The sequence below is a fragment of the Tomitella cavernea genome (genome assembly GCF_016599145.1).
Taxonomy (GTDB): Bacteria; Actinomycetota; Actinomycetes; order Mycobacteriales; family Mycobacteriaceae; genus Tomitella; species Tomitella cavernae.
This window is the reverse complement of sequence record NZ_JAENKO010000001.1, coordinates 118,785-140,250: the sequence shown is the minus strand read 5'-3', so window position 1 is coordinate 140,250 and position 21,466 is coordinate 118,785. Positions and strand designations below refer to the sequence as shown.

The 21,466-nt window shown below is 68.6% G+C and carries 26 protein-coding genes and 1 pseudogene; 26 read left to right on the top strand and 1 reads right to left on the bottom strand.

Annotated features, from left to right (window positions below; genetic code table 11):
- Positions 1-16 precede the first annotated feature (16 nt).
- The 26 genes and pseudogenes from JJ683_RS19530 (at position 17) to JJ683_RS00550 (ending at position 20,620) form a co-directional block, all read left to right on the top strand.
- The gene (locus tag JJ683_RS19530; protein WP_200170748.1) at positions 17-1,300 is read left to right on the top strand and encodes a phage portal protein family protein; all 1,284 of its coding nucleotides are present in this window, start codon (positions 17-19) and stop codon (positions 1,298-1,300) included.
- Entirely contained in the window at positions 1,297-2,502 is a 1,206-nt protein-coding gene (locus JJ683_RS19525) for a head maturation protease, ClpP-related (RefSeq protein WP_200170747.1), read from the top strand. Before JJ683_RS19530 ends, JJ683_RS19525 begins: the two co-directional genes overlap by 4 nt.
- Before the next feature lies 1 nt (position 2,503).
- A complete protein-coding gene (locus JJ683_RS00665; RefSeq protein ID WP_182359555.1) occupies positions 2,504-2,908 on the top strand; it encodes a capsid cement protein in 405 nt (134 codons plus the stop codon).
- 14 nt (positions 2,909-2,922) lie between these two features.
- Complete coding sequence (locus JJ683_RS00660; RefSeq protein ID WP_200170746.1) at positions 2,923-3,849, top strand: phage major capsid protein; 927 nt, start codon at positions 2,923-2,925, stop codon at positions 3,847-3,849.
- A 16-nt stretch (positions 3,850-3,865) separates the two neighbouring features.
- Positions 3,866-4,261, top strand: a complete 396-nt coding sequence (locus JJ683_RS00655) for a hypothetical protein (protein ID WP_182359559.1) — start codon at positions 3,866-3,868, stop codon at positions 4,259-4,261.
- A 13-nt stretch (positions 4,262-4,274) separates the two neighbouring features.
- Positions 4,275-4,637 (top strand): hypothetical protein, encoded by a 363-nt coding sequence (locus JJ683_RS00650; protein WP_182359561.1) that lies wholly within the window; start codon positions 4,275-4,277, stop codon positions 4,635-4,637.
- Positions 4,637-5,014 (top strand): hypothetical protein, encoded by a 378-nt coding sequence (locus JJ683_RS00645; RefSeq protein ID WP_200170745.1) that lies wholly within the window; start codon positions 4,637-4,639, stop codon positions 5,012-5,014. The genes JJ683_RS00650 and JJ683_RS00645 overlap by 1 nt, the downstream gene beginning before the upstream one ends.
- Complete coding sequence (locus JJ683_RS00640) at positions 5,014-5,286, top strand: hypothetical protein (protein ID WP_200170744.1); 273 nt, start codon at positions 5,014-5,016, stop codon at positions 5,284-5,286. Before JJ683_RS00645 ends, JJ683_RS00640 begins: the two co-directional genes overlap by 1 nt.
- A complete protein-coding gene (locus JJ683_RS00635) occupies positions 5,286-5,684 on the top strand; it encodes a hypothetical protein (RefSeq protein WP_182359566.1) in 399 nt (132 codons plus the stop codon). The genes JJ683_RS00640 and JJ683_RS00635 overlap by 1 nt, the downstream gene beginning before the upstream one ends.
- Before the next feature lie 95 nt (positions 5,685-5,779).
- Positions 5,780-6,661, top strand: coding sequence for an Ig domain-containing protein (locus tag JJ683_RS00630; protein ID WP_200170743.1), 882 nt, complete (start codon positions 5,780-5,782; stop codon positions 6,659-6,661).
- A gap of 95 nt (positions 6,662-6,756) precedes the next feature.
- On the top strand, positions 6,757-7,140 hold the full coding sequence (locus JJ683_RS00625; RefSeq protein ID WP_200170742.1) for a hypothetical protein: 384 nt from the start codon (positions 6,757-6,759) through the stop codon (positions 7,138-7,140).
- 32 nt (positions 7,141-7,172) lie between these two features.
- Entirely contained in the window at positions 7,173-7,502 is a 330-nt protein-coding gene (locus tag JJ683_RS00620; protein WP_182359571.1) for a hypothetical protein, read from the top strand.
- A gap of 27 nt (positions 7,503-7,529) precedes the next feature.
- Positions 7,530-11,441, top strand: coding sequence for a phage tail tape measure protein (locus JJ683_RS00615; protein WP_200170741.1), 3,912 nt, complete (start codon positions 7,530-7,532; stop codon positions 11,439-11,441).
- Positions 11,438-12,349 (top strand): hypothetical protein, encoded by a 912-nt coding sequence (locus JJ683_RS00610; RefSeq protein WP_200170740.1) that lies wholly within the window; start codon positions 11,438-11,440, stop codon positions 12,347-12,349. The genes JJ683_RS00615 and JJ683_RS00610 overlap by 4 nt, the downstream gene beginning before the upstream one ends.
- Entirely contained in the window at positions 12,346-13,992 is a 1,647-nt protein-coding gene (locus JJ683_RS00605; protein WP_200170739.1) for a Gp37-like protein, read from the top strand. The genes JJ683_RS00610 and JJ683_RS00605 overlap by 4 nt, the downstream gene beginning before the upstream one ends.
- 12 nt (positions 13,993-14,004) lie before the next feature.
- The gene (locus JJ683_RS00600) at positions 14,005-14,604 is read left to right on the top strand and encodes a phage gene 29 protein family protein (RefSeq protein ID WP_200170738.1); all 600 of its coding nucleotides are present in this window, start codon (positions 14,005-14,007) and stop codon (positions 14,602-14,604) included.
- A gap of 2 nt (positions 14,605-14,606) precedes the next feature.
- A pseudogene (locus tag JJ683_RS00595) lies at positions 14,607-15,089 on the top strand (M15 family metallopeptidase); the annotation flags it as partial.
- Positions 15,090-15,113: 24 nt separating this feature from the next.
- Entirely contained in the window at positions 15,114-15,995 is an 882-nt protein-coding gene (locus JJ683_RS19845; RefSeq protein WP_504739228.1) for a glycoside hydrolase family 19 protein, read from the top strand.
- Between the two features lie 87 nt (positions 15,996-16,082).
- A complete protein-coding gene (locus tag JJ683_RS00585) occupies positions 16,083-16,322 on the top strand; it encodes a holin (RefSeq protein ID WP_200170737.1) in 240 nt (79 codons plus the stop codon).
- 2 nt (positions 16,323-16,324) lie between these two features.
- Entirely contained in the window at positions 16,325-16,759 is a 435-nt protein-coding gene (locus JJ683_RS00580; RefSeq protein WP_200170736.1) for a hypothetical protein, read from the top strand.
- Positions 16,756-17,793: a glycine-rich domain-containing protein gene (locus tag JJ683_RS00575; protein ID WP_200170735.1), complete on the top strand. Its 1,038-nt coding sequence runs from the start codon at positions 16,756-16,758 to the stop codon at positions 17,791-17,793. The genes JJ683_RS00580 and JJ683_RS00575 overlap by 4 nt, the downstream gene beginning before the upstream one ends.
- Complete coding sequence (locus JJ683_RS00570) at positions 17,790-18,401, top strand: glycine-rich domain-containing protein (protein WP_200170734.1); 612 nt, start codon at positions 17,790-17,792, stop codon at positions 18,399-18,401. The genes JJ683_RS00575 and JJ683_RS00570 overlap by 4 nt, the downstream gene beginning before the upstream one ends.
- A complete protein-coding gene (locus JJ683_RS00565) occupies positions 18,401-18,718 on the top strand; it encodes a hypothetical protein (RefSeq protein WP_200170733.1) in 318 nt (105 codons plus the stop codon). Before JJ683_RS00570 ends, JJ683_RS00565 begins: the two co-directional genes overlap by 1 nt.
- Positions 18,705-19,040: an LtfC-like domain-containing protein gene (locus JJ683_RS00560; RefSeq protein ID WP_200170732.1), complete on the top strand. Its 336-nt coding sequence runs from the start codon at positions 18,705-18,707 to the stop codon at positions 19,038-19,040. The genes JJ683_RS00565 and JJ683_RS00560 overlap by 14 nt, the downstream gene beginning before the upstream one ends.
- Position 19,041: 1 nt before the next feature.
- Positions 19,042-19,371 (top strand): phage tail fiber protein, encoded by a 330-nt coding sequence (locus JJ683_RS00555; RefSeq protein ID WP_200170731.1) that lies wholly within the window; start codon positions 19,042-19,044, stop codon positions 19,369-19,371.
- Position 19,372: 1 nt separating this feature from the next.
- Positions 19,373-20,620 (top strand): hypothetical protein, encoded by a 1,248-nt coding sequence (locus JJ683_RS00550; protein ID WP_200170730.1) that lies wholly within the window; start codon positions 19,373-19,375, stop codon positions 20,618-20,620.
- A gap of 324 nt (positions 20,621-20,944) precedes the next feature.
- Here the strand turns inward: JJ683_RS00550 and JJ683_RS00545 are convergent, their stop codons facing one another.
- Positions 20,945-21,181 carry a hypothetical protein gene (locus tag JJ683_RS00545; RefSeq protein ID WP_200170729.1) on the bottom strand — a complete coding sequence of 79 codons (237 nt, stop codon included), beginning with the start codon at positions 21,179-21,181 and terminating at the stop codon, positions 20,945-20,947.
- Positions 21,182-21,466 lie beyond the last annotated feature (285 nt).

Genomic DNA, 21,466 nt, shown 5'->3' with positions numbered 1-21,466 from the left:
CGAGAGGAGATGGGCTGTGGCAGAAGCGACCGCACCGGCGCCTCTCTCTGAGATCGGCTACGCGGCCGGCGGCAACGGAAGCGCGTCGTCGATTGACGACGAGACGACCCCGGAGCTGCGGTGGCCGGCGAACCTGCCGGTCTACAACCGGATGCGCCGTGAGGACGCGCAGGTGATCTCCGTGCTGCGGGCGATCACCTTGCCTCTCAAGCGCACCGTGTGGCGGGTCGATCCGAACGGCGCGCGCGACGAAGTCGTGCAGCATGTCGCCGACGACCTGAACCTGCCGATCGTCGGCCAGCCGGAGCGGAACACCGGACGGACGCGTGGCCGGTTCTCGTGGAACGAGCACCTCGATCAGGCGCTACTGATGATGCCGTACGGGCACATGTTCTTCGAGCAGGTGTATCGGATCGACGATGCGAACCGGGTGCGTCTGCGCAAGCTGGCGCCGCGCATGCCCCTGTCGATCCAGGAGATCGAAGTCGCGCGCGACGGTGGGCTCGAGTGGATCGAGCAGACCCGCGATATGCGGGCCGTCACGGGGCGTCGCGTGCGGATCCCGGTGTCCCGTCTCGTCGCGTACGTCTGCGACAAGGAAGGCGCGGACTGGACTGGCAACAGCGTTCTGCGTCAGTGCTACGCGCCGTGGATGATCAAGAACGCGATGCTCCGCCTGGCGCCGCAGGTCGTGCAGCGGAACGGCATGGGCGTGCCGATCTACGAGGCTCCGGCCGGTGCCTCGGATGCGGACATTGCGAAGGGCCGCAAGATGGCCTCCGACTTTCAGGCTGGCCGCCGCGCGGGCGGCGCCGTGCCGTCGGGGGCCAAGCTGAACCTGTTGGGGATCAGTGGGAACCTGCCGGATCCGATGCCGCTCATCGTCTACTCGGACGCGCAGATCGGGAAGTCGGTGCTTGCGCACTTCCTCAACCTCGACGGTAAGGGCGGTTCCTACGCGCTGGCGGGCACGCAGGCTGACGCGTTCGTGCAGTCGCTGCAGACCCGCGCCGCCTACATCCAGTCGGTCGCGAACGCGCACATCGTCGAGGACCTTGTCGACGTGAACTTCGGGCTCGACGAGCGGGCGCCGCGCCTGGTGTTCGACGAGATCGGTGCCCGGCACGCGGCTACGGCCGAGGCGCTCAAGGCTCTGCGGGACGGGGGCCTGATCTTCCCGGACCGTCCGCTCGAGGAGTTCCTGCGCCAGATGTATGGGCTGCCCCCGATGGCGTTGCCGCCAGAACCCGGGACGTCCGGGCGGGAATCGACGACCCCTTCGGAGGGAGACGAATCGTGACGAAAACGTGGTGCCGTATCAACGCGGCCACCAAGGACGCCCCGCCGGAGATCTTCATCTACGACGTCATCGGGTCCTGGTTCAGAGACACCGACGCGGCGACGATCGCCCAGCAGATCAAGGACCTCGACGCCGACGAGCTGCGGGTGCGCATCAACAGCCCCGGCGGCGACGCCTTCGACGGAATCGCGATCTTCAACGCCCTGCGGGCGAATGACGCGCGGGTGACCGTGGTGGTCGACGGGCTGGCTGCCTCGGCGGCGTCGGTGATCGCGATGGCCGGTGACGTGATCGTGATGGGCCCCGGATCGCAGTTGATGATTCACGAGCCCTGGCTGTTCACCGAAGGCAGCGCAGGCGATCTGCGCAAGGACGCCGACCGGCTCGACAAGCTGGCCACCTCGATCACTTCGATCTATGCGGCCCGCGCGGGCGGCGACGTCGATCAGTGGCGCGAGCTCGTCGCCGACGAGACGTGGTTCACCGCAGACGAGGCAATCGACGCGGGACTCGCTGACCGGGTCGACAGCTCTGCTGCCCCCGATGCGCGCGCCCGGGCGGGCGCGTGGTCGATGAAGAACTTCCGCTTCGCTGGGCGTGAGCACGCGCCGGCGCCGCGGATCCCCTCGGCCGAGGCGGTCGAGGTTCCCGAGAGGAAAGGGGGCGTCATGCCCACCCTGATGGAGGACCTGCGTCAGCGCCTCGGTACTGCCGAGGATGCCGACGAGAAGACGGTGCTGGCCGCGTTGGACGAGGCGCTCGCTGAGCAGGCCGGAGACGGTGCCGGCGGCATCAGCCTGGACGTCGTCGCGACCGGCGGCGGCGGAGGCGGTGGCGGCGCCGTCGTCGGAAAGCTGGACCTGGCCGCAGAGATGGAGAAGCGCGGAATGGTCGCGGTCGACTCGGAGACGCTCGAGCAGCTGCGCGCCGGGGCGGAGGCGGGCGCTGCGGCGCGCGCACGGCAGGAGCAGGCCGAGCGCGAAGCGCTGGTCGACGCGAAGATCCAGTCCGGCGCCGTGCCGCCTGCCCGTCGCGACCACTGGATCGCGGCGTTCGCCGGGGATCCGGAGGGCGTACGCGAGGCGCTCGCGGCGATGCCTGACGGTCTGATCCCGCTCGCGGAGATCGGGCACGCAGGCGAGCCGGAGGAGCCGGCGGCCGACATCCGCGAGTCCGCCGAGTACAAGAGCTGGGAGTGCTGACATGTCCGGAATCAACGTCAAGTTCAAGACGGGGCCGATCACCTTTGAGGCAGAGGCGAAGGTGACCGGCGGGCAGGTTGTCGTGCCGGGCACGGCGGCCCGCACGATCAAGCCGGCGGCGGCGGGGGCGGCGAACGTGCTGGGCGTGGCCCTCACCGACGCCGCACCCGAAGGCGCGTCGACGAACTTCGTGGCGGTACCGACGCACGCCGCGGTGGCCACGTGCCCCGCGGTCGTGCCGATCGCATCGGACGGTACCGCGGCCGCCGGTGACCTGGTTGTCGCCGACGCGGACGGCGCGGTGAAGAAGTCCGCGGGAACCGAGACGGTCGGCGAGATCGTCGGCCGAGTCATCGAGAAGAAGTCGGACACCGCCAACACGGTGCTGGTCCGGCTGGGCATCTGAGGAGAACAACTGCCATGACGAAGAGCATCGTGTCCATCTTCGATGGGCCCCAGGTCACCGTCTCCCAGCTGCTCGGCAGCCCGACGGTCATCCCCACCCGCGTGGTCGAGCTGGTCCGGAACAACCTGCTGGTCGAAGCGATCTTCCGTAACGGAGGCAAGCCCGCGAGCCCGGTCGTCCAGTTCACGCAGTCGGCGCCTGTGTTCCTCGACGGAGGCCCGGAGGTCGTCGGCGAGTTCGGCGAGATCCCCGTGTTCGGATCCGATGAGGCCGAGCCGGACTTCGCTGTCGGCCACAAGATCGCGCTCGGCGTGCGCGTGTCGCGTGAGATGCGGGACTTCAATCAGCTCGACCGCGTCAACAAGCAGGTGCGGGCGGCGTCGAACACCGTCATCCGCTCGAACGAGAAGTCGCTGCAGGCCGCGCTCACCGGCGCGTCGCTGCAGTCGGTCGCGGCCACCGACGAGTGGTCGGCGTCGGCGGGCACTCCCCGCCACGACATCGCGGCCGCGATGGAGAAGGTCAACGGCGCCGTGTTCGACGGAGACTCCGAGCAGCCGCTCGGCTACCTGGCCGACAGCATCGTCGTCAACCCTGCGGTGCTGCCGGCGCTGATGGACTCCTCCGAGTTCAAGGGGCTGTTCACCGGCAACATCGCTGACCAGAACATCGCATACACCGGCGTGCTGCCGTCCAGCCTGATGGGCATGACGGTGTTCACCTCGCGGTTCTGGCCGAAGACCAAGGCGCTCGTTCTGCAGCGCGGGATCACCGGGTTCTACGCGGACCCGCGGCCGATGGAGGCCACCGGAATGTATGGCGAGGGCGGCGGGCCGAACGGCGGGCCGACCGAGTCGTGGCGTTCCGACGTCTCCCAGATCCGCGCGGTCGGCGTGGACGAGCCGCTCTCGGCCTGCTGGATCAGCGGCATCGCAGCGTGAGGGTGGTGGCCTGACAATGCCGAAGTACAAGGTGCTGGCAGAGCAGTGGGATCGTCGGCTGTCGTCGGCCGCGGAGGCGCCGGTGTTCCAGCGTCACCGGGCCGGCGACGTCGTCGAGATCTCCAAGGCCGAGGGCGAGCGGCATGCGCGCCGGGGAGTCGTCAAGGCTGTGCGCCGGGCTTCCGCGACGTCGGAAGCCGCCGCAGATCCGGTCCCGGTGGCCGAGCCCGCCGGGACGCAGGACGGTGCCGCCGAGGAAGTGGCCGAACCCGAGGGCGCAGAGGCGGGGCCCGAGCGTCCGCGGATGACGGCGACCCGGGACACGTGGGCCGAGTACGCGCTCGCCCGCGGCCTGCCCATCGAGCAGGTGGCGGAGATGGACCGGGACGCGTTGATCGCGGCCCTGTCGTGATCGGAGACTGACAGTGGCAGCGTTCGCGACCGTCGAGCAGCTTGTGGCGCAGTGGCGTCCACTCAAGGCGACGGAGAAGGTGCGGGCCGAGAAGCTGCTGGACATGGCGGCGGTGCTGATCCGCCGGCACGTGACGGTCGTGCCGGGCTCGGAAGACGAGTCGACGGCGCGGCAGGTGTCGCTCGAAATGGTGCGCGCGGCGCTGCTGCCCGGCGTGCACGAGGGTAAGTCGTCGTACTCGGATACTGCGGGTGACGTGGTCGAGTCGGCGACGCTGCTGAATCCGGCGGCGACTTTGCGGTTCACTCGCGATCAGAAGGATCTGTTCGGTGTGGGGACCGCGTCCGCCCCGCAGTGGTTCTTCGGGGATTGCTGATGTACGACTACTTCGGCGTCGCGGTCGTGTGGCCGGTGCAGCGTGAGGAGCGGTACGGCGCCGCGGTGTGGGTGTACGACGAGGTCGTGCCGGGTGTGCAGGTCAGCCCCGTCGACTTCGGCGTCGAGGTGCAGATGCTCGGCGCATCCGAGGAAGTCACCGGCGGCGGCGGTCAGCAGGCGCAGGACGCATACCGGCAGGCGGTGCGGACTGCGTACCGGATCGTCTCCCCGCCGGGCACGCACATCGACGTCGCACCCCAGTGCCGGGTGCGGGTGCCGGGCATCGGGGATCTCGACGTGGTCGGCGATCCGGACCAACGTCTCCATCCCCGCGTCGGGCACACCACGATCCGCTGTGAGAGGAAGGTGGGCTGATGGGCGTCGACGTGCACGACGTGTTCGAGCAGGCCAACCAGTCCGACCAGTTGCGTGCCGCGGTGCGCCAGCGTGCCACGAACATGGTGCAGCGGGCGCGCCGCATCGACGCGAAGGAGACGGATTCGCGCAACGAGTTCCACCTCGCCGAGGAGTTCCGAAGGAATGGACGGTACGTCGTCAACGTCCATTCGTCGGATGTGGAGGGCGAGTACGGGACGTCGCGGGCCAAGCGGATGCGGATCCTGCGCCGGGCGATGGGAGGCCGGTGATGGGCGACAGGGACCTGCTGGCGTTCGTCATCGACCTGCTGACGGACTGCCTGCCCGATGCGGTGGTAGCGGATCGGCTGCCGCCGCTGCAGCAGCTCGAGGACGCGCTTCCGGTGGTGCTCGTCGATGAGCCGCCGGGGGAGGACCCGATCGTTCCGTGGGGCGGTGTTGCTCCGATCATCGACAACTCGGCGTTCGACGTCGAAGTGTTCGCCCCGTCGCTGGCGGCGACGAAGCCTCTCACCCGCATCATCCGGGACGTGATGTTCTCGCTGCCGCAGGTGGCCGCATCCCCGGTGACGCGGGTGTCGATGCCGTCCGGCTGGGCGACAAGGCCGGACTTCAATCCGCGTGTGCGCCGCGTGGGAGCCGAGTTTTCTCTCGACGCGCACGCCTGACTGTCCCTGCTCGGCGCTCGTCGAGCCAATCCGACAAGCAAGCCCCGGCCCATCTGGCCGGGGCTGTGTCATCCCCACGTGAGGAGTGATCAGACATGGCCGAGCAGGCTGTCCTGGAAGGCTTCAACAAGAAGAACGCGACCGTCGCGAAGACCGGCGCGGTACGGCTGGCCGGTGTCGGCGTCGCGCCGTCGACGACGATCGGGCCGTACGACAAGTCGGTGCACCGCAACGTCGGCTACATCAGCCCGGACGGCATCGAGCTGTCGTTCGACGAGGAGTCGAACGAGTTCATCCCGTGGCAGGAGGTCGTCGCGATCCGCAAGGATCTGACCAAGTCGGTCAAGTCGATCAAGCTGGTGCTGTGGGAGATCTCCCGCGAGAACATCGCCTACTTCCTCGGCGTCGACCCCGCCGCCATCGTCGCGGGCCAGGACGGTGAGTTCTACTTCGACGAGGCCGGGCTGCCTGAGTTCGCCCACTACCAGCTGAACCTCGACATCATCGACGGAATCCGCAAGGTGCGGCTGATCGGCTTCGACACGCAGGTGTCCGCGCGCGGCGCGATCAAGTTCGTCAACTCGGATCTGTTCAGCCTCGAGGTGACGATCAGCTTCTTCCCGGCGTCGGCCACCGACTACCCGGATCTGGCGGGCAAGACGTGCCGGTGGATCTTTGGCGGCTTCGACACGGACGCGTCGACCCAGCCGGGAGCACTCGAGGTGCTGACCACGAACCTGGCTGACGCCACCACCGGCACCGCCTACTCGCGGTCTCTCACCGCGTCGGGTGGCACGGCGCCGTACTCGTGGGCGGTGACGACCGGGACGCTGCCGGACGGGCTGACCTTGTCGTCGGCGGGCGAGATCGCCGGCACCCCGACCACGGCGGGCGCCGAGACGTTCACCGTGACGGTCACCGATTCGGCGACCACCCCGGCGACGGCAACCAAGGAGCTCACCCTCACCGTCTCCTGACCGAGACACCCTCGACCGGGCGGCGGCGGGTCGTCAGGCCCCCGCCGCCGCCCGACCTATCTATTCGGCCTGACGTTCGGAAGGGAAGGCCTGACATGCCCGGAATCAACGTGGAGGAACTTTACGCCCAGCGCGCCGAGGCGACCGGTGTCGACGGTGATCGGATCCCGTTCGACTTCGCCGGCCGTACGTGGACGTTCCGCGATCCGCAGACGCTGACTGACGAGGAGAAGGAGGAGATCTCCGAGATCGACTTCGACCCCGACATGGCCGCCTGGTACATGGGCGACGACCAGTACGCCGAGTTCGTGGCCGCGACGGCGACGATCGACGGCGCCGACGGCAAGCAGCGCGAGATCCAGGGCGGCTCGGGCATCTTCCTGCTCGCTTTCCAGGAGCACATGTCGCGAGTGCGTGACGCGGTGGAGACGCGCCCTACACGAGCCTCGACGTCCTCGCGCCGTCGCCGGAGGCGGTAGAGGCCGCCTGCGAGCAGACGTACGGCTGGGACGTGGTCGCCGCGTTTCACCGCGGCGACATCACGCTGCGCAAGCTGCGGGTCCTGGTCAAGTATCTGCCGCAAGAATCGCCCGTCTACTGGCGGCGCACTGATGACCGCCCGTACGACCTGAAGACCGACCTGGCCTGGCAGACGTTGTGGGTTCTGCTCGGCCTGCTCGTGACCACACGGAAGGCGTACGGCGACAAGTCGGCGGAGATGCCTTCCGACGACATGCCCCGCTTCCCGTGGTCGGAGCTCGTCCGCGCGAACCAGTCGAAGCTCGGACACGTTCCGCCGGAGCTGGCGGAGCAGGCGCAAGCCTGGCTCGATTCCCTGTGACCGTTCTCGTCGTGAGGTGGTGATCTCGTGGCCGACACCGTGTGGGTGCCGGTGGCCCCGTCGCTCAAAGGGTTCGCGTCGAAGGTCATCAAGGAGGCTTCCGGTGCGGCGCGCTCGTCCGGCCGCGAGTTCACTGCAGGGTTCGGCAAGGCGGGCGCGGCTGCGGGCGACGCGGCGGCCGACGGGCTGGCGGCGTCGGCCGCGCAGATCGACAAGGCCTCGAAGACTCTCGGCGATGCCCGCGCGCGAGAGGCGGACCTCGCGGGGAAGGTGGGCATCGCCGAGGCCAAGCTGAAGGATCTGCGCGAGTCCGGTTCGGCGACGAGCCTGCAGCTGACCCGCGCGGAGGAGGGGCTGGCGTCGGCGCAGCGTCGCGCCGAGACGGCGTCCACGCAGACGGCCCGAGCGGCGAAGGATCTCAAGGCGGCGCGCGACGGCGGGGAAGGCACTGTGCGCACGGTCGCCCGGGCTGAGGACAACCTGTCGGCGGCGAAGGACCGTGCCGCTGATGCAGCCGGGAAGCTGACGGTCGAGGAGATGCGCCTCGACGGGCTGCGTGATGATGCGTCGGCGTCCGGCGAGAAGCTCGCCCGGGCCGAGGCTGCGGTGCGTAAGGCGCGGGCCGAGGTCGAGTCGACGACTGAGCAGGTGACGGCGAAGGAGAAGCTGCACGAGGCGGCGGTGCGGGACGCTGCGGACGCGGCCGCCGATTCGGGACGCGAGTCACGGCAGGGAGCCGAAGGGCTCGAGACGTACGGGGACAAGGCTTCCGGCGCGGTATCGCAGATCAAGGACTTCGTAGGGGCCGCGGCCGGTATCGGCGCGGCGGTGGCCGTGGGGATGGAGGCGATCAACCAGGCGCAGCTCACGGACACCCTGGCAGCGTCGCTGGGTGCGACGCCGGGCCAGGCTGCGGAGTACGGCCGGCTCGCCGGGGACCTGTACTCCCAGGGGCTCGGAGATTCGATGGAGTCGGTGTCGAAGGCGGTGGGCGTGGTCGCCTCGAGCTTCGACAACCTCGACGGTGGTGCGCTGCAGTCGGCGACGCAGAATGCGCTGAACTTCTCGAAGGTCTTCGAGATCGACGTGCCGAACGCTGTGCAGACCGCGTCGCAGCTGGTGACGAACGGGCTTGCCGCGGACACGACGCAGGCGTTCGATCTGATGACGACCGCGTTCCAGCGGGTGCCGGCGGCGATGCGGGAAGAGCTGCCGGAGATCCTGAACGAGTACGGCACGAACTTTCGTGCGCTCGGCTTCTCGGGGGAGCAGGCGTTCGGTCTGCTCGTGTCGGCCGCGGACAAGGGCAAGTGGGCGCTCGATAAGACCGGTGACGCGCTCAAGGAGTTCACGATCCGCGGCTCTGATATGTCGAAGGCGTCGACGACGGCGTTCGAGTCGGTGGGTCTGAATGCGGAGGAGATGGCGGCGAAGATCGCCGGCGGCGGTGAGGGTGCGCGCGAGGCGCTGCAGCAGACTGCGCAGGCGCTGCTGCAGATGGAGAATCCGGCGGACCGGGCGAACGCGGCGATCGCGTTGTTCGGCACTCCGCTCGAGGATCTGTCTGTGGACCAGATTCCTCAGTTCCTGCAGGCCATCTCTGACGGGTCGGGCGGGATGGAGGGGTTCGCCGGATCGGCCCAGCAGATGGGCGACACGCTTAATGGCAATGCGGGGAACGCGCTCGAGTCGCTGAAGCGGACGGTGCAGCAGGGGCTCGTGCAGGCGCTGACCGATATGGCCTCGTGGATGCAGCGCAACGCCGACCTGCTCAAGACCGTCGCGCTGGTGGCGGCCCCGCTGGTAGCGGCTTTCGCGGCATACCGGCTCGCGGTTACGGGGATCACGATCGCGACGACGGCGTGGAACACGATCCAGATGCTGCTCAACCGGACGATGACTATGAACCCGGTGGGGCTGATCGTCGCTGCCCTCGCAGGTCTGGTGACTGCCCTGGTGCTGGCCTACCAGCATTCGGAGACGTTCCGGAATATCGTGCAGGCCGCGTGGAACGGGATCAAGACGGCCGTGTCGTGGGCGTGGAACTCGGTGATCAAGCCCGTGTTCACTGCCCTGTGGGGGTGGATCACCGGGACGCTGATGCCGGTGGTGACCGCGTTGTGGCGGAACGTGATCCAGCCGGCGTTCGCGGGGATCGGCAACGTCATCTCGTGGGCGTGGAACAACATCATCATGCCGGTGTTCAACGCGTACAAGTTCTACATCACCGAGATCATCGTGCCCGCGGTGATGTTCCTGTGGAACAACGTGATCAAGCCTGCGTTCGCGGGGATCGGCAACATCATCTCGTTCGCGTGGAACAGCGTGATCATGCCGGTGTTCAACTTCCTCAAGTCCGGGGTGCAAGCGGTCGGCGACATCGCGATGTGGCTGTGGAACAACGCGATCAAGCCCGCGTGGGATGGGATCTCTGGCGCGATCGACTTCGCCTGGAACAACGTGATCAAGCCGGCCTTCGACTTCATCAAGGACGGATTCTCCGGAGTCGGCGACACCTTCTCCGCGGTCGGCGACACGATCTCCGGAATCTGGCAGGGCATCGTGCACGCCGTCGCCGTGGCGGTGAAGGCCATCGGGTCGATCCTGCAGAAGATCAACATCCCCGACTGGGTGCCCGGCCTCGGCGGCAAGGGACTCGGCGGGCTCGGCGACAGCCTCGTCTCGTGGGCCGACGCGCACATGGCCGACGGCGGACTGTTCCGCGGCCGCGGCGGGCCCCGAGATGACGCGAACCTGGTGGCCCTGTCGGACCGCGAGTTCGTTGTCAACGCGCGGGCGACCGCAGCGAACCTGCCGCTGCTGCAGGCCGTGAACGCCGGGTGGGTTCCGCCCGCGTCGCTGTTGCACGAGATGGTGCCGGGCTTCGCTGACGGCGGTCTCGTCTCCAAGCAGGAGCTGGCCCTGTTCGCCCAGGGAGTCGAGGGCCAGCCGTACGTGTGGGGCGGCGTCCACTGGGGCGACTGCTCCGGCGCGGTGTCGGCACTCGCCCGGTACGCGGTGGGCATGGACCCGTGGGGTGGCCGGTTCGCCACCGGCAACGAGGAGTCCGCGCTGGCGTCGATGGGCTTCCAGCCGGGCCTCGGCCCGGCCGGGTCGCTGAACATCGGCTGGTACAACGGCGGCCCCTACGGCGGGCACACGGCGGCGACCCTGCCGAACGGCGTGAACTTCGAGATGGGCGGCGCCCGCGGGGACGGCCAGTACGGCGGGAACGCGGTGGGCGCGGCGTGGGGACAGTTCACCGATCACGCGCATCTGCCGCCGGAGTTCTTCCTCGGCGGTGACCCGAAGTCGGTGCCGATGACAGATGCCTCGCAGATGGGCGGGCTGCTTGCCCCGTCGGGTGGCCTGGGCACGATGGCTTCCGGCGGCGGGGGTACCTCGTCGGGCGTCTCGTCAGCCGGCGGCGGGAGCGGCGCATCGGCCGGCGGCGGATCCGGCGGCGGATCCGGCGTGGGTGCCGCGTCGGCGGCCGGTGATGCGGTGCGCGTGTTCGTGACGAACTGGCCTTCCGGCGGGTTCGAGGACACGACGCCGACCGGGCCGGGCGTGCCGCCGCCCGACGGTACGGCAGCGCCTGCTGGGGGCGCTGTCGGTGGGGCGTCGGCGACGGCGGCCGGGGACCGGTTGGCGACGCCGTTGGAGATCGGCGCCCAGATCGGGGCGGATGCGCTCGCCGAGATGGGAAATGACGTCACCGGGCGCATCGGCCTGTCGAACATGTTCTCGTCGCCGCAGCTGGTGAACGAGCAGGCCCGGGTGTCGCCCGGCCAGCAGACGCAGGCCGGGAATGCGCCGGTGACGGTGAACGCGGAGATCGTCGTCAATGGTGTGCGTGACGCGGAGGATGCGGCGAACAAGACGGTCGAGGCGCTCGGTGAGCGGCTGTCCGTAGTGATGGGGAGGGCCGGCCGGTGAGCCGTGTTGTGCAATTGATCCGCCGCAACGCGGACGGGATCGACGAGCTGGTGCTCGATGTGGCCGGCCCGGAGATGGGTGCCCAGGGCGTGCTGCTCGGCAAGGGATCACTGAAGGCGATGTATCACGCGCCGCGCACGACGCCGCAGCAGGTGCTCGCGTCGCTGCCCGGGGCGATCCCGTCGCGCGATCGCGTCGAGACGCGGGTGTTCACGCTGATCGTCCGCACCGAGGCGCATGGTGGTGATTCGTGGGAGGACGTCGATTCGCTGCTGTGGTCGGTGGCCCGGCCGGGCGTGTACTGGATCATCCGTGTCGAGTCCGACGATGGGGGCGAGGTGCGGGAGATCACGGTGCGTCGCACGGGCACGCCGAAGCTGACAGCGCCGGACGGGACGGATCCCGCGCGCGCGGGGTATGCGGTGTGGGAGATCGAGGTGACGGCGTTCGACCCGTGGTGGTACGGGCCGCCGGTCGTTGACGAGTTCGTGAACCCGTCGTCGGGCACGCATTCGGAGACACTGGTCCTGCCGAACACGGGGGACCATGATGCGTGGCTGCGGTGGATCATCCGCGAGTCGGAAGCGGCGCAGACATGGACGATCCCGGACGGTCTCGGCGTCTACCCGGAAGGGCACGCGAAGGCAGGCCAGCGGATCATGCACACGCTGCCCGAGCTTGCGGCTGGCAAGCACGGCATGGTGGACACGTCGCCGCAGCGGATCCCGCTGTCGGTGCTCGACGAGCCGATGGCGTTCGGCAAGCTGCGGCAAACCAGGTGGACCCATGCGATACCGCCGGGCCTTGCCCGCGTCGAGCTGCCGGTGACGGTGACCGGGTCGGCGACCGCGGGCATCCGGGTCAAGCTGACACCCCGCTATGAGCGGCCGTACGGGAGGACGCTGTGACCGCGCCCGCGGCGCTGGCCGGGTTCGACGAGGTCGAGGCCTACCACGACGCATGGTGGGACGAGATCGTCGCGCAGGCGCAGGCCCCGGCCGAAGTCGACATCTACGACAAGGACTGGCGGTTCCTCTCGACCGTCGACGACGCGATCTCCGGCGACTTCACCGACCTGTACAACGACGCCGGCGAGGGCAAGCTCGCCCAACTTGCGGCGAATCCGGTGGCACAGTGGATCTCGGAGAACGTCACCGAAGCCGAGGACCTGCACGTCCGGGTGACGCAGTCGCACACCGAGTGGGCGGGCAAGGCGCAGACCATCGAGGAGTCGATGGACTCGGACGGCTTCGAGTCGATGAACATCAGCTTCCTGCATGATCTGCAGCACGCGAAGAAGATCTACTGCTACCCGAACCCGTTCTTCCTGCTGCAGGTGCAGTGGCCGAAGATCTACCCCTACTTCGGGCCGTCCGTCACCGGTGTGAAGACGCTGCTGCACCTGAACCTGCTGCGCCGGTACCAGCCGTTCTGGAGGCTGCCCGCGGACATCTTCTCCAAGACGGCGTGGGCGCAGGACTTCGAGGCGGCGAACTGGCCGCACATCGTCAACCCTCGTGGCACCGGACTGTTCAACGACACGTCGATGCACTGCATCATCGCCACCCGGATGGGCAACTTCTACGACGTCGTCAAGGCCATCCTCGAGGACGCGGGCCTGCAGCTGACCGCGACCCGCTGGCTGCCCGGGGACGAGCAGCCGTTCCCCGAGTACGCGACGATCACGATGCCGACTCTCATCTGGGACGTCGTCGACAAGGGAGGGGTGCGCGGTAAGACGGGCACGCTGCTCGACGGGTTCATGCCGTTCGTCCGGTCGATCCTCGGCGACAACATTCAGGAGACGAAGACCCCGGTCCCGTACGAAGAGCCGCAGGAGTACTCCGAGGACAAGTGGGGGACGGTCAAGGAGGTGCCGGCCGTCGTCTGGTACGCCGCCCAGCGGTACACCACGGCCACGGGGACCGGCCAGTCCGGGATCGTGAAGTGGCGCAAGACCCAGCACAAGGCGATCGCGTCGGCGATCCTCACCGGCGGCAAGTCGCCGGGCTGGGTGAACACCGGGGTGAAGCTGATCGCGAACGCGATCCTCGGCTACATCGGCATGATCTTCCTCAACCCCGGCTTGGCGCTGGGCATCTTCGACGAGCAGATCGAGGACGTGATCCTCGCATTCGCGCGCGCGGACCTGACGAACCTGCGCGACGAGATGGGCCGCGACGCCTACGGCGAGTACTGGGAGTCGTCGGGGCAGAACGGGTTCTCCCCGTCGACGCTGGCCGCGTTCCGCACCGGGCAGATGGCCGTGCAGCCGTACACGTCGTTCCAGGTGGAGGTCGTCAACGGCCAGCCCTACTGGTACGGCATGCACGCCGTCATGGGTGACCGGGTGTCGATGGAGCTCGGAATGTCGGGGGTCCTCTACACCGACCAGATCCGCACGGCGCGGCTCACCTTCGGCCCGAACGATCCGGTCGGCTGGACGCTGGCGGTCGGCAAGGACGACGACGACACCTCGCCGACGGCCCGCCTGGCCCGTGTACTGCAGGCGGTGTCGACGATCGCCCAGCAGATTGCAGTCCAATCGTGAGGAGGCCTGACCATGGATGAGCAGCAGCGGATCGAGGAGGCGAAGACGAGGGCCCGCGCCCGTGCGCGGGCGGCCGCCCGCAGATCGGCGGCCACGCCGCCGCCGAAGTTCCGGCCCCCGGACCCCGAACCGGTAGGGCCGGATCCGGTGCCCGCGCGGTACCGGTGGGTCTTCCACGCGCCGCAGGGCACCCCGCCCGGGGCGGGGGAGGAGATGGGCTTCCAGATGCCGGTCGAGCTCGCCGACTTGTACGCGCGGCACGCCGAGCGTGCCGGCCTGATCCACGTCGACGACGTCGCCGCGCTGGCAGACAAGGACGGGACGGTGGCGGTGGCGGACTTGCCCCGCCAGGTGATCCGGCACGACCCGCCCGAGGCTGGCCCGGCGTGCTGGGTGAACCCCGGCAAGTGGGTGCCGATGAATGCACCGCCGCCCAAGCGCGTCGAGCCCGAGCCGGTCGACGTCGAGGCACTGTCGGACGACCAGGTGAAGGCGCTGAAGGTGGAGCGCGAAGCGATCGACGAGGCACTGCGGCGCCGCAGCGTGTGGGAGCAGAAGATACGCGTCGCCGACGATCCGGCCGCGCACCGCGGCCACGGCAAGGAGGTGTGACAGTGAGTTTCCGGACCGCCTACGGGCACACCCATTCGGAGAACGGGTGGAGGATGTGCAACAGGGACGAGTGCGACATCGTCCGGATCCCCGAGTTGTATCTTACCGACACGGCGCCGATCCGGATGGGCGCGCCGCTGACGATCCTCGGCGCCTGGCTGTTCTGGTACGACCGGAACGTCGAGGAGATCGTCACGCCGATCTGGGGGTGGTCGCGCGAGAACGCGGTTGCCACGTCGAACCACCTGTCCGGCACGGCGGTGGACGTGAACGCTCCCCGCTATCCGTGGGGGCTGCGGAGGATGCCGGCCGACAAGATTGCCAAGGTCCGCCAAGGTCTTGCTCTATTCGAGGGCACAGTGTTCTGGGGCGCCGACTGGCAGCGTGCAGACGAGATGCATTATCAGATGGCCCACCCCGAAGGGGATCCGCGCAACGAGGCGTTCGCGGCGAAGCTGCGCGCTGGATACCTGGGGATCTGGGCGGACGAGCCTGGCGCCGCGACGGGCATGACTACGGCCGTGCTCGCGGCAGCGATGGGGGGCAGCCTGTCCACGGCCCGGTACGTCCGGCTACTGCCGGCCTTCACAGCGGCGATGCGTACGGCGTCCATCACCACGGTGGAGCGGGCAGCGATGTGGTGCGCGCAGCTGGGCCACGAGTCGGGTGGGTTGCGGTGGATGGAGGAGATCTGGGGGCCCACGGTCGCGCAGCGCGGCTACGAGGGCCGCGCCGACCTCGGCAACGTCCGGCCCGGCGACGGCTACCGGTTCCATGGGCGCGGGCCGATCCAGGTGACCGGCCGGGCGAACTACGCCGAGTGCTCCCGCTGGGCCTACGAGCAGGGCCTGGTGCCGACGTCGTCGTTCTTCGTGGATAACCCCGCCGCCCTGGCCGACGACGAGACCGGGTTCGTCGGTGCGGTCTGGTACTGGGTCACCCGCGGGCTCAACGGATACGCGGACCGCCGGGATCTCGAGGGCGCGACCCGCTGCATCAACGGCGGGACCAACGGCCTCGCCGACCGCCGACGCCGCTACAACCATTGCCTCGCCCTCGGCGAAGCGCTACTACCGGAGGAGGACCACATGACAGCACAAGACGTCGCCGAGTTGAAGACATTCATCGGCGACTTCATCACCGGGTTCGTCGGCCCGATGGGCTCGGACACCAAGGACGTGCGCGCCCAGCTCACCGGATCGCGCGATCTCGTCTACACGACAGATGAGCACGGGAACCGGGTGGTCGACGTCGCCGCGTCGTGGCCGGGCTGGCGGCAGCTCGGCGGCCGCACCCTCGTCGATGCCATCGCGGTGATCGGCGTGGAGCTCGGCATCGACGGCTTCGAGCTGCCGCCCGGCGAAAACCCCGACGACTCCGCCGACGAGTAGCCGAGCCGGCCACAACTTCATACGCACCCGAACCCGACCCCCGCTGTAGTGCCCGCGGGGGTTTTCGCATACCTGCAGGAGGACGCTATGTGGACCATCGACTTCTGGGAAGACACCGGCGAGCGCGCGGTGAAGACCGCCGTGCAGGCGCTGCTCGCCCTGCTCGCCGTCGGGACGACGGTCCTCGACCTCGACTGGGGTAACGCGGCCGCCGTCGTCGGCACCGCGGCACTCGTCTCCGTGCTGACCTCGCTCGTCTCGTCGGGCATCGGTGACCACGATTCGCCGTCGCTGCTGCCCGCGCGCGGCCGCCAGCGCGGGGAGTGACGGTGGGGTCGGTTCCCGCGTCCGTCGACCCTGTGCTGTGGGCGATCATCGCCGTCGCAGGCGTGGTGGTCACGCCGATCACGATTGCCCTGATCCGCCTGTACCGGGATACCCGGGAGGTCAAGGACCAGGTGTCCAACGCGCATTCGACAAATCTGCGTGAGGAGCAGGACGCCAGGCACGAGGAGATCCTCGACCGTATGTCGTCGCAGGACCGGGTTCTCGGCGAGCTCGAGCGGCGCACGGCGCGGATCGGCGGCGAGGTGCGCGAGGACCGGGAGACATTCGCCCGGCTGCGCGCCGAGGACCGCTCGGAGTTTCAGAGGGTTCGTGACGCGGACTGGTCCGAGTTCCTGCGGCTGCGCGCGGAGACGCACACGGCGATCCGCCGGGCGGACGCGTCGATCGCGAAGCATCATCCGGAGGACACGCTGTGACTACGCCCAGTGGGGAGCAGCCGGAAGACTTCCGCGGTTACAACCAGATCTCGGGGCTGCAAGACGAGCAGGCGCCTGGCGCGTCGCTGCTCGACCCGGCCGAGCAGGCGCGGCAGAACTTCTTCGGGAACATCCTCGGCGGATTCGGCAGCATCCTCGGAGCGATTCTCAACACTGTTGACAACAGCTACGTCGAGCAGCTGCCGATCATTCAGGAGCAGCAGAACTACATCACCGACCTGCAAGAGGCCGTGGATCGGATGATCTTGCAGGGCCAGTCGGTGTACTACGACTCGAACCAGACTCACTACATCTCGGATGGTGTGACGTCGATCGACTTCATCATCCTCGGCTCTGGTGGTGGTGGCGGCGGCGGCCAGGGCGCGTATCTCGGCGGATCGCGGTACGTCGGGTGCGGCGGCGGCGGGGGCGGAGAGGTTCACCTGAACGTCCCGCGATCGCTGCTGGGGAACGCGGTGTCCATCAAGGTCGGGGCGGGCGGTTCCGGCGGAAGTGGGTCTAACCCCGGTTACGGAGGTACGCCGTCGAAGATCATCACCGAAAGTGGCGATGAAATCGCCGCTGGAGGTGGTATCGGAGGCCCGTCATCGAATACTACGGCCACCCCCCGGTCGTCTGGGGGTACCGGCATGATCACCGGCGGCCGGGGCGGCATTGGATGGGAAGCGAACGAGATAAACGGAACCAACTCCGTCTCGCAATACGACCTGCACGGCGGGGGCGGTGGCGGCGGTGCGGGGCAGTCGGCTAACCCCAACGTCCCCCCCGGCTGGGGAGGCGCTGGGGGGATCTCGCCAGGAGGATCACCCGGGAACAGTGGAGATAACGCTGTTGGCCTGGCCGCAACGGGGGCCGGCGGCGGCGGAGGGGGATCAGGCGTCAACAACGGTGCCAATGGGGGTTTCCCGTCCGGTGGTGGCGGCGGCGGGGGCGGAGCCAACCTGATAAGCGGAACGTCCCGTGGCGGTAACGGCGGCCAGGGGCGCGTGTACGTGATTGAGCGGACCTCGTGACCACGCCGCAGTCGATCCGCTACTACCAGTCCAACGTCGTCACCTTCATCTTTGATGACACTTACTACAAGCCCGCGAACCTCGTGTCCATCGTCGTGTACCTGCAGGGTGCGGGCGGCGGCGGCGGTACACAGGGCGGTGGTGGCGGCGGCGCGACCGTCGTCAGCCCGCGCCTGTTCGCGGCGGTCCTGCCCGATCAGGTGCCCGTCGTCGTCGGAGCGTCGGCGGCCGGTCAGCCCGGTGGAGACACATCGTTCGGTGACCTCACCGCACCAGGCGGGCAGCCCGGCACGCCAGAGGGCACAGGGCAGGGCGGCGTCAGTCCGTGGCGCGGCGGCAGAGGTTCCAGCGGCGCCGGCGAGTCGGTATCGAACCAGCCCATCGGGAACCTCGCCGGTTGCGGCGGGGGCGGCACGTCGGGGGGCGTGTCGGGCGGCGACTACCGCAACGGCTTCCACCCACTGTGGCCGGGCTGGTTCCAGGCAGGACGAGGCGGCAGCACCGGGCGGCGCGGTGAATCTCCGGGCGGTGGCGGCGGCATCGGCGCGACCGTCGGCGGCCCGGGGCGCGTCACCATCATCGAGACTCTCGTGATCGAGGAGGGCTAATGGAAGCAGGGCGAGCGACCCTAGTGATGGGCGTCGTGGGTGGTTTTGCGGGTGAGGCTCGCTGCTACCGCATGGACCCGCCGTTGGCGGGTCACGAGTTCGTGACGGTGTTCACGTCGGTGGGCCCGGTGGACCAGCGTACGGGCGAGCCGTCGCAGCAGGAGACGGTGGTAGTGCCGTCGCATGGACCGGAGCGGGGCGGCGCGGCGAAAATCATGGTCAGGCTGCCGGGTTCCATATCGGGTTTCGCGTCCCACGCCTACGCCCTGTTCGTCGCCGGATACGCACTGGAGGAGGCAGCCGATGGCCACGCTTGACGCAGAAGGGATCAAGTCGAAACTGATCCTGCAATCCGGCCAGGACTTCCAGCTGACGGTGCACCCACCTGGCACGCAAGAGTTTCCGTCCGGCACGACGGCGGAGATCGTCATCCGTGAGGGCCGCAACCCTACGTCCACGGTTCTGGACACGTGGACGGGCGTCGTGTCGTCCACTTCGATCACCTGGTGGGTGCAGACGGCGAAGACGGACCTTATCCCCGAGCGCGCACAGTACCTCCTGCTGGTGCACATCCCGCAGGGCTCCGAGACCCTTGACCGGTGCTTCTTCTATGGCACCATCGACCGGAAGGACGCTTGACATGACGATCCGCGTAGAGGCAACCCGCAATGCCCTGGCCGACGAGTACGCGTCGCGGGCAGTGAAACTCAGCCTGTGGTCCGGCGATCCGGCCGGGTCCGGTTCGGAGTGCACCGGCACGTCGTACGCCCGGCAAGCGATCACGTGGGGGGCGGCCGCGTCGTCCACCGTCTCGGGCGCTGAGGTGACGTTCGAGGCCCCGGCTGGCACGTGGGACTATGGTGCGCTGCATGACGCGTCCGGCACGATCGTGGATTCGGGGACGATCACCACCACGATCCTGAACGCGGACGGACAGGTGAAGGTGACCCCGACGTACACGCAGGCGTGACGTGACGGAGCTGGTAGCGCCGCGGTGGTCGGCGGTCGGCGTCGAAGCCCCTGGCGTGGATGCGCCGGCGGTGGAGGCCCCGTCGTGGGCGGCGGCGTCGGTGACGATCCCTGATGGGTTGATGCCGACGTTCGCGTTGGAGCGCGTGCTGTGGCTGTCGGGTAAGGGCACGCTGATGCTCGCCGCGACGATGGTCGGGCACGCACACCTGCCGCTGTCGGGTGAGGGCACGTTGACGATGCCAGTGTCGGTGGTGGCGACGGCAGCGTTCGCCCGTACCGGCGAGGGCACGTTGAGTATGACGGCGCACGGCGTCTACCGGGTGGCCCTTCCGCTGTCGGGTGAGGGCACGCTGACGATGCCCGCCGAGGGCGGGTACGGACGCAACCTGGCCCTGTCGGGCGAGGGCACGCTGGGCATGCCGGCGCACGCCACGTTCGAGCGGATTCTGCAACGCACCGGCGAGGGCACACTGTCTCTGCCTGCGATCGAGGTCGAATACGGGATGCTCCAACTGTCCGGCGAGGGCACGTTCTCGGCGACTGCGGCGGGCGTGGGAGTGACGCCGTTGTCTATGTCCGGTATTGGCAGTCTTGCGCTGGATGCGCACGCCGCGTTCAGCCGCACCCTGCTGCTGTCGGGTGAGGGCACGCTGGCTCTGCCTGCGGTCGGCGTGACGTACAAGTTGTTCGCCGACGACTTCAACCGTGCGGACGGCCCGCTCACTACCCCTTGGATCGTCCGCACCTACTATGCGTCCGAGGGGTTCACGATCACCAGCGGAACCGTGTCCGGCACGGGGTCGTCGTCGCGCATCGGCTACTCCGACTGCGCCATCTGGGGTGAGAAGCCGACCCTCACGGACGACCAGTTCGCACAATGCACAATCACCGAACCGGCCTCTGTCACATCAGGCGCGCCCGGCGTCACCCTCGCATCCAACGCGGGTGGCACGAACGAGTCGCTGCACCTGTCCGTCCGTACCGGGGGTTACTGGTACATCTACACGGTCGTACCGGGCGCGGGTAACAGTGCGACGACGGTCCTCACATACGGCACCACGTCGTCCAGTGAGGGTGTAGCGGGTGACGTGATCCGACTGGAGAAGGTCGGCAGCACAGCCACGTTCTATCTGAATGGTGTTGCGAAAGGCTCCTACACGGGCACGTTGCCTGCGGGCAGGTACGTCGGTATCCGGCCGGGCATCGAAACCGTTGCGGTGGATGATTGGTCGGGTGGCGACCTCTAGCCTCTGCGCCGGTAGTGCACGGCGGCCCGGGTCCAGGCGATCACGTCTGCGATCTGCTGCAACGTGCACCCCTCGGCACGGCCGGCACCCCGATCCGCCGCTGGGGGTGGCCGCGGTGATCAGCAGTGCCGGCCGACCGGGGCCGCGTCGTACGCGCGCAGCATCGGCGGGTTGCATCGGGCGCTATAGGAAGGCGCGGGTTGCCGTATTCCTACCGCTGATGAAACACGGTCGGGGTAGAGTGCGCGCTGGTCGCAGCTCAGAGGGGCGGCGGCCACCCCGGCCCCCGCGCGTGGACGACGCACGGGGGCCGGCCGCCGTGCCTCAGTAGATCGGCACGCTCTGCCGCCTCTGCAGCTCGACCCACCCTTCGGGCGGCCACACCTCGCCGGGCAGGTACGGACTCAGCACCCAGCGCTCGGTACGGCCGCAGCATGGACAGTGCGGGAAGACGCCGTGCGCAGGAGCTTGCACGAAGGCGTACTTGCCGTGGCGGCTCATCCAGAGCCCGCCCCGGGGGAACCGATCGCCGGTGCGCCTGTACCGTCCGCTGGTCTTCACATTCCTCGGAGCCCCTCCTATTGTGTGACCGGCGGATTGCCGATCGCTCGCGACAGTAGAGATCCAGGGTGCAGGAGCCTGTCATCGCTGTGTGGAGTGAACTGCGCCACTCCGAAGTGGGATATATCTCGTCGCACGCTCACCGCCCGGGATAACCTGTCGGCAGAACGCCCGCACATGATCGCCGGTGAAACATCCACCAGCGCGATAGCGCTGTAGGCGATGAGGAAGTCGAGCAGATCAGCGAGGATACGGGAGGTGGCGTGGTGGGCGCGTCGACTCGGC